Source organism: Mammaliicoccus fleurettii, from assembly GCF_002018435.1.
GTDB lineage: Bacteria > Bacillota > Bacilli > Staphylococcales > Staphylococcaceae > Mammaliicoccus > Mammaliicoccus fleurettii.
In genome coordinates, this window is record NZ_MWJM01000031.1 from 1 (window position 1) to 5,907 (window position 5,907).

Annotated in this window: 13 protein-coding genes; all 13 read right to left on the minus strand. The window is 33.8% G+C overall.

Annotated elements, in window-relative coordinates; genetic code table 11:
• Nucleotides 1-148: 148 nt before the first annotated feature.
• Nucleotides 149-454 (minus strand): DUF3310 domain-containing protein, encoded by a 306-nt coding sequence (locus B2G86_RS12745; protein WP_078358565.1) that lies wholly within the window; start codon nt 452-454, stop codon nt 149-151.
• Nucleotides 454-573, minus strand: coding sequence for a DUF7186 family protein (locus tag B2G86_RS13660; protein ID WP_420798278.1), 120 nt, complete (start codon nt 571-573; stop codon nt 454-456). The genes B2G86_RS12745 and B2G86_RS13660 overlap by 1 nt, the downstream gene beginning before the upstream one ends.
• A 302-nt stretch (nt 574-875) precedes the next feature.
• Nucleotides 876-1,121 carry a hypothetical protein gene (locus B2G86_RS12755; protein ID WP_078358567.1) on the minus strand — a complete coding sequence of 82 codons (246 nt, stop codon included), beginning with the start codon at nt 1,119-1,121 and terminating at the stop codon, nt 876-878.
• A 36-nt stretch (nt 1,122-1,157) separates the two neighbouring features.
• The gene (locus B2G86_RS12760; RefSeq protein WP_078358568.1) at nt 1,158-1,472 is read right to left on the minus strand and encodes a hypothetical protein; all 315 of its coding nucleotides are present in this window, start codon (nt 1,470-1,472) and stop codon (nt 1,158-1,160) included.
• Nucleotides 1,473-1,557: 85 nt separating this feature from the next.
• Nucleotides 1,558-2,070 (minus strand): hypothetical protein, encoded by a 513-nt coding sequence (locus tag B2G86_RS12765; protein WP_078358569.1) that lies wholly within the window; start codon nt 2,068-2,070, stop codon nt 1,558-1,560.
• Nucleotides 2,067-2,282 (minus strand): hypothetical protein, encoded by a 216-nt coding sequence (locus B2G86_RS12770; protein ID WP_036087094.1) that lies wholly within the window; start codon nt 2,280-2,282, stop codon nt 2,067-2,069. The genes B2G86_RS12765 and B2G86_RS12770 overlap by 4 nt, the downstream gene beginning before the upstream one ends.
• Before the next feature lie 12 nt (nt 2,283-2,294).
• Nucleotides 2,295-2,654 (minus strand): single-stranded DNA-binding protein, encoded by a 360-nt coding sequence (locus B2G86_RS12775; protein WP_078358570.1) that lies wholly within the window; start codon nt 2,652-2,654, stop codon nt 2,295-2,297.
• 4 nt (nt 2,655-2,658) lie between these two features.
• Nucleotides 2,659-3,225, minus strand: coding sequence for a Sak single strand annealing protein (locus B2G86_RS12780; protein ID WP_078358571.1), 567 nt, complete (start codon nt 3,223-3,225; stop codon nt 2,659-2,661).
• On the minus strand, nt 3,212-3,559 hold the full coding sequence (locus B2G86_RS12785) for a DUF7413 domain-containing protein (RefSeq protein ID WP_158079041.1): 348 nt from the start codon (nt 3,557-3,559) through the stop codon (nt 3,212-3,214). The genes B2G86_RS12780 and B2G86_RS12785 overlap by 14 nt, the downstream gene beginning before the upstream one ends.
• A 159-nt stretch (nt 3,560-3,718) precedes the next feature.
• Complete coding sequence (locus B2G86_RS12795) at nt 3,719-4,099, minus strand: hypothetical protein (protein WP_078358574.1); 381 nt, start codon at nt 4,097-4,099, stop codon at nt 3,719-3,721.
• Between the two features lie 50 nt (nt 4,100-4,149).
• Nucleotides 4,150-4,413: a hypothetical protein gene (locus tag B2G86_RS12800; RefSeq protein ID WP_078358575.1), complete on the minus strand. Its 264-nt coding sequence runs from the start codon at nt 4,411-4,413 to the stop codon at nt 4,150-4,152.
• Nucleotides 4,406-4,945, minus strand: a complete 540-nt coding sequence (locus B2G86_RS13340) for an HNH endonuclease signature motif containing protein (protein ID WP_158079042.1) — start codon at nt 4,943-4,945, stop codon at nt 4,406-4,408. Before B2G86_RS13340 ends, B2G86_RS12800 begins: the two co-directional genes overlap by 8 nt.
• Nucleotides 4,938-5,834, minus strand: coding sequence for an AAA family ATPase (locus tag B2G86_RS12810; RefSeq protein ID WP_078358577.1), 897 nt, complete (start codon nt 5,832-5,834; stop codon nt 4,938-4,940). Before B2G86_RS12810 ends, B2G86_RS13340 begins: the two co-directional genes overlap by 8 nt.
• Between the last annotated feature and the right edge of the window lie 73 nt (nt 5,835-5,907).

Consider the following 5,907-nt stretch of genomic DNA (forward strand, 5'->3'; position numbering starts at 1 on the left):
AGATGTGTATAAGAGACAGTCTTCAAATAATTCATCAAAAATTTCTTTGCTGAAGCGTATATCATATAGTGTATTATCAGTATCTAACGTTTGATGTTCTTCTAGCCATTCGTTCAACTCTTTAGAGATAATAATTTTTTCTGTCATTTTATTCGCCTTTCCAGTTTTTGAAATCATCGGCCATATCTTGTGTAAAGCCCATAATATCTTCAGTAGTGTACTCTGTAAGCTCATTCTCGTTACTTAAGTTAGCTAGTTCTTTGGCATAGTCTAGAGCCTTGTTACGGTCTTTGTCGTAGCTTTCACCCTCTTTCTTGCCAGCTCTTACTAGATACTTCAATACCTGCATTGTATACCACCCTACAAGCTCTTCGTAGTTAAAATTATGTTTCAAGTATTCGTTAAGTTCTACACCATGCTCATTGGCATAATGCTTATTTTCTTTAAAATTCATTAGATGTTACCTCCAAGCCATGTAATAAGCAACGTCGCAAGCATACCTATCCAAGTGATAGCGATAAGTGTAAAGCCGACACCTGCAGCTATCATTAAAGTTTTTACTGTATCTTTCATTTTGTTCTCCTCTATTTATAATTACATTCTATCAAATTACTTTTACTTTGTCAAACATTAACTGTTCTTTGTCTTTCTAATTTGGTAAAATTTATTCCAGTTTTCTATAAGTTCTAGCAACTTAGGTTCATTATATTCGGTAAACAGTTCAATCTGCGATGTACACCAGCAATGTAAACAGCGATCGCAACTATAACAGATGTTTGTATACCCCCTGCAATCTTTGCAAACTCCTAAGCCGTCACTCGTTGGTACATCGAAGCAGTGGCAATATCTTTTGTCATTAAAATATTTTCTTTTCATTATTCCTCTTCTTCAAGTGCTACATTCTCGGCCATTACAACATCAATATCCTTTCCAGTCACTTTTTCGATATAATCAACTGCAAGTTTATTGGTTTTAGCTAGGTCCACAAGCTTTCTGTCTACAAGGTTTCCAACAACGATATCTTGAGTGATATTTGCTGCTACGCTCGCTTCAATCAACGTTTGAATACAACTCTCTAGTTCTTCTTGGAGTTTTTCAACCGTTTTGTTTACAATATCCATTTGTGTTTCTCCTTTACTTATATATACTATTATAAGCTATTTCTTTTTAATTATCAAGCGAAAACTCACATAAACCACTAATAAAATAATTGTTATTATAAATAATGGCGGAATAAATACAGTTACAGCAAACCAAACAATAGAAACTAAAGTATAAATCATGATTTTAAGTATTAGTTTACCAGCAGGAGTTTCTTGAAAAGTTATATCCTCATCTAATGATGAATCATATTCTGTTGAATTACCGTAAAATATTTTGTCTTCATTTACTTCGTATTGATTTCTACAATAATCACATTTACCATTAGTAAAGCTTGAAGCCCCACAGGTTACACATTGTTTTAATTCCATTGTTATAACTCTCTTTCCTTAACTCGATGTACTAAGTATATCAAAAAAACTCTAAGCTGTAAAGCCTAAAGTTTCAATCTTAATATTATTTTTCTTTCAATTTATTCTTGAACCAGATGATTCGTTCTTTGAACCAAGCGTCAACCCCTTCAGGACGTAGCCATTTCCCTTGCTTCACACCGTTTTTTTCCATGAACTCAATCACTTTAGTTGGAGTTTCTAGGTCGTCCCACATAGTATATTGTTTTGCTGAATTGAATTTACTAAACATTTCCAGCGTTTCGATGTAGCTATCTTTCAAAAGTTCCGTGTCAAGCAATTTTTGGGCCTTCTCAGCACGTTTAGCAAGTCGTTCGTTAGCTTGTTCCAGTTGCTCCTTTTGTCGCTGTAAGCTCAAGTTATGATTGATGTAAGCAATTTGCTGTGCATGTCGTCCAAGTTTGCCTTGAGTGTTAAGCTCAATCAGTTTAGCTAAACCCTCGCCAAGAATTTCATCAGCTACAAGATTATGCTTATATTTTTTATTTGTGTTTCGTACGTAGTTGTCAAGCGTTTGTTTGATTTTAAGTTTTTTGTGCAGTTCTCTTAATGTTGTCAATTTAATACTCCTTCATATATTTTACCAAACTTCAAAGCATTAATTTTAACTAGTTGTTTCAAGTCTGATATAAATTGCTGTTCTCCATCAAAGTCAAATGGCATTGATACGTTTTCCTTGATCCAAGTGAAAGCTCCGTCAAAGTCTTGTCTTAGTAAGCTCATTTTATCCACGATGTCGATAATTTGCTCTCTCTCTTCTGCTGTGTACATGTAACCGACTTTCTAGAAAGGTAAATCTTCCGTGTTAACTTCAATCGGTTCAGAACCACCAAATAAGTCTTGTTTAGCTTGTGCTTGTGCGCCATTTCCGTCATGAATAAACACTTTTTCAACCGTAGGGAAAACAAAGTTATAATTTACGTACTCGCCTGATTCTTTAGCTTGTACACGACCGCTTACCGTTACGGTGTCGCCTAATTGAATGAAGTCAGGCAAGAAAGCCGAACCGTACGCAACTTTTACGTTAGAACCTTTTTCTTTTTCAAACAAAGGAACTGAAATAATTTTCTTATCGCCTTTTGCTGTGTTTACTGTACGTGTATTTTTTTCGTTTGCTTGTGTTGTAACTGTGATAATTGCCATTTAATTATTCTCCTTTTTCTGCTTCTTGCTGTGCTAACCAAATCGTCATGATGTCGGTAATTTCTTTTTTAGTCTTATCTTTCAAGCTATCGATATTTTTATATCCTAGTTGTTCAGCTCGTTTAATAAGTGGTTGGATCTCTCTAAGTCGTTGTTTTTCTGCTTCAAGTTCTTTCTGCTCTTCTGTCAAGTCAGGAAGGTCTTCATTTGCGTAAATGTATAGCCCTAAACCATGACGAGCGATTGCCTTAACTAGTCCACGCTGAATGGCTTTATTTACGTCCATAGAAGTCAGTTTTTCAACTGGGATAGATTGATTGCGATAGTCCATACAAGGTAGATATTCAATGTGCTCTAAGCCCTCAATAGTCATTCCAACTTTAACCCAAGCTGTCCTACCGTCTGTGTGATAATTTAGACCTTGCTCATTTTCATAAACTTTACTATTTGCTTCAGGATAAACTTTTTTAACTTCTGCCCAAGCAAATGCCCAACTAAGATAATCTAAATTATTCTTTTTACTTTTCTTGTCATTTACATTGATAACACTTAGTGCTTCAAATACGCTCATTTTCTCCTCTTTCTACAATGAAGACGTCGCCTTGTCTTGTAATTTCGATATTATATTTAAGCATTGGTAAAATATAACCTTTACCCCAATAGCTCCATAATTCGCTTATCAAGCCATATAAGCACTCGTTAGGTTCTACCCTATACTTTACTTCGTTCATTTCTTTAAGCTCTTTAGACAGTTTTCTGACGCCTCTGGCATAATGTTTACTTGCTTTTTCTTCTGCTTTTAAACTTTTGTAGTTGCTTTTCATATATGAACTTTCTAATATCGTCTTTCTGCTGTTTTTCCTCTTTATCAGACCAGCCAACCTTTTGACCTTTTCGCTTGCCACTTTGATAAACTCGTCTGTTATCTTCTGGAAAGCCATTCTTCTCGAAGTATATTCTAGCATATTCAAAATAATTTAAGCTGTTTATGTACTGCTGACTATCCTTTTTGTGATAATTAAGAGTTATCAATCGCCTTTCAGCTAGTGATTCAAAAGATGTTATCATACTTCCTCTTTAATGAAGCCTAAAAGTTTCAAAGCTACATATTCTTCGCTATCTTCTTCAACCTCTTTTGCAAATTCTTTATCACTAGTTAATTCTTCTTCTCCAGCATAATATAAAGGTGCAAACCTAGTCTTATCAGAAAAGTTATAAAACTTAAATTTAGGAACAATAACTTCATAACCATTAATAACAGCGTCTAACATTTTTCCTTTTTCATCAAGAGTAAATGGTTCTTTTTCGCCTTTTTCATAACATTTTCCATTACCGTCTTTAAGATAATGGTTCCAACCATACCGACTGATATAATGGAAAGCTCTATCATTACAGACAAAGGTTTTAAGAAAATCAGCTTGTTCTTGTGTTAATTTAACTACCATTTGTTAGTTCTCCTTTATTTCTATATATACTATTATATCAAAATTATTTACTATTGTAAAGCATTAGATGTTATTTTTTTATTTATTTCTGATTTTAATTGCAAGGCTCTAACTAATGCACGTTTAGAATAATCATTTTCGCAAGCTGTATGCAATTTCTTTGACTGCTTTACTAGAAATTCAGCACGATTTAGCCATACTTTGAAGAGCTCGTCATTATGCCATTCTGCTTTTATCATTTCATCTAATGCACGATATAACCAGCCATACACTTCAGCGTGTAAATTAATAGCTTTGTTCTCGTAATTAATCATTTTCTATTACTTTTCCTTGCTCTTTAGCTAAGTCTAAGAAAGCATGTGCTGATTCTTTCGTAAGTTGTATAGGAATAAACCCACGTAATTTTGAACCTCTTTTTATAGCCATAGTACATGCTCCTTTAGACAAACCTAAACTTAAGCTCAATTCTTGCTGACTATCGTATATTTTCCCGTTCCATAATACTTTTTTCTTTTGCTTTTCTGTCATTTGCTTAATACCATTTTTGTGTAACCCTGTTTTAAAAGAACGACGCATATTTTCTGCATTGCTTACATACTCAAGGTTTTTCAATGAGTTGTTATCTTTATTCCCATCTATATGGTCAACTGTTAGGTCGCTTTTGCCGTAGAATGCTTCCATTATAACTCTATGTTTTTTCATTATTTTTCCATGACATCTTATATTTAAATACCCTTTGTGATGCCTTGTACCTTTTACTAATCTACAAAACTTTTTGAATTCTCTGTAAATAGTTCCATCATCAAAAACAATTAAATTTTCTATTTTTTTATAATTTTTATTCAATTTCAATAACCTTTCCTTGTAATTTTGCTAGTTCTAAAAATGCAACATTTTCTTTTTTTGTAACTTCGTTTTCTGTTTCAGCCTTTACTTTTTCAACTAGTTCACTATCAGGTTCTTTTTTTGATTTATTAACGCAAGTAAATACTGAATCAACATAAGAAAAATTTAAATCATCGTCAAACTGATATCCACGCGCTTTTACTGACAACTTAGAGAAGTCATTGTATTTACCACGTTTAGGGCTTAACATCAGCATAAACTCCGCCCAAGCTGTAAGAGTAGAACCGCCTAAGGCATCGCTAGGCTTTACCATATAGGCTTTATCGTCCATTGAGTTTGCATAAGCTGATTTGTTTGCATGAGCTACCAGTAAGAAAGTTACATCTTGAAAGAGCAACTTCAAGCGTGTAATTCTTCTAAGCATTGGCTCGAAGTCTTTACCGTAGATAATATCTCCGTTTCGCAACATTGTCATTAGGTTATCCAAGATCACGAACTTTATATCATTATCTTTGATGTACTCATATAATAAATTCATGTGGTTGGAATCATCAAGCATAAACTCGCCACCTGTTAAGAAATGCAAGTCTTCTGGTGCAGTATCTTTATTTCTAAGCCTTTTGTTTAACTCTCTGTCCGTGTCCTCATTGTCTATGTATAGTGTCTTGCTCCGCTTTGTATCATAACCAAAAAAAGGTAGTCCTTGCGATACCATTAAAGCCATGTGCATTGCTAGAGAGCTTTTAAACGACTTAAACGGAGCTACTAATATTCCAGCTTGCGAACTTGGCATTAAAGTATCAATAAGCCAGTCATCTTTTAAATTTATTAAGTCTTCACGCTCTTTTAAGTGCTTGGCTGTCTGTACTTTATTAAATATGTTAGTCATTTATTTCTCCTTTAGTATATAATAGCAAAAAAGACTTGAAAAGTCAAGCCTTAAATATTATAAAATGTAACAC